This window comes from Ginsengibacter hankyongi (assembly GCF_008710285.1).
Classification (GTDB): domain Bacteria; phylum Bacteroidota; class Bacteroidia; order Chitinophagales; family Chitinophagaceae; genus Ginsengibacter; species Ginsengibacter hankyongi.
In genome coordinates, this window is record NZ_VYQF01000023.1 from 1 (window position 1) to 1,299 (window position 1,299).

1 pseudogene is annotated in these 1,299 nt (G+C 38.3%); it reads right to left on the bottom strand.

What is annotated here, in order from left to right:
* Positions 1-202: 202 nt before the first annotated feature.
* Positions 203-1,237 (bottom strand): annotated as a pseudogene (locus FW778_RS22905) (IS481 family transposase); the annotation flags it as partial.
* Between the last annotated feature and the right edge of the window lie 62 nt (positions 1,238-1,299).

Here is a 1,299-nt window from a genome sequence, read left to right on the forward strand (position 1 = left end):
TGTAATCGTCAATATTTAATCTGACAAGTTGGATTTTTTAAGGCATCTGCGATAAAAATAATTTGTCAAATTTATCAGTGAAAGCGGTTGGGGTTTGCTCAACCGCTTTATTATTTCCATCGGTCAAACTATTGCTGGCAGGTTGCTTCCCAGCAGAGCCTGCTTCCGCTTTGTCTGACAGTACAAAATTATTATTTCCAAATAAATTATTTACGTCTTTAGCCTGCGCTAATTCTTTACTGTCATAAAAAGTTTGCATGGGTGTTTTACCAAAACAATATCTTCCGCTGTGTGGTCTTTCTCGGTTATAAAAATCAAGCCACTGGTCAATATCTTTTTGCATCTCTTCAAGGCTGGTATATATTTTTTTGCGGAAGGCAATGACATAAAATTCTTCCTGTATGGTGCGGTGAAAGCGTTCGCATATACCATTTGTTTGTGGGCTTTTAGCTTTTGTTTTGGTGTGGTCTATATCTTCAATAGTAAGATATAGCTGGTATTCATGATGCTCCCTGGCGCCACAATATTCTGTTCCTCTGTCAGTAAGCACTCGCAAGAGATCAACCTGTTGCTCCTGATAAAACGGCAATACTTTATCATTAAGCATATCGGCTGCTACCAATGCATTTTTTCTATCGTATACTTTAGCAAAAGCCACACGGCTATAAGTATCAATAAAGGTTTGCTGGTAAATCTTTCCTACTCCTTTTATGTAGCCAACATAATAAGTATCCTGAGCGCCCAGGTAACCCGGGTGATGTGTTTCAATTTCACCTTTGGTTTGCTGGTCTTCTTTTTTTCTTTCTAAGGCTGCTACTTGTGCATCGGTAAGGATAAGGCCATCCTGGGCAACTTTTGCCTCTAGTGCCTTCAGTCTTTTTTGAAAGGTTTCCAGATCATGTCTGAGCCATACGCAGCGTATGGTGGATGGACTAACAGAAGTTCCTTTTTTACGCAGTTCATTGGAGGCTCTTTGTTGTCCATGGGCCGGTTGCTCTACAGCATAGGCTACTACAGCATCTTCTATTTCTTTTTCAATCCGGTTTTTAAGAAGTGGCTTACTACGACTAATCTCTTTTAAAGCAAGCTCACCGCCCTCTTCATATAACTTTTGAAAACGATAAAAACTGTCTCTTGAATAACCCATCACTTTACAGGCTTCAGAAACATTACCTAATTTTTCGGCTAACTTTAGTAGCCCTATTTTGGGCTGAATAAGTTTTTTAGTTGTTGTCATCTTAATCTGTTTTATTTTGTTATCAAATTTAATAACTGTCAGATTAAGTTTTGATTACTATA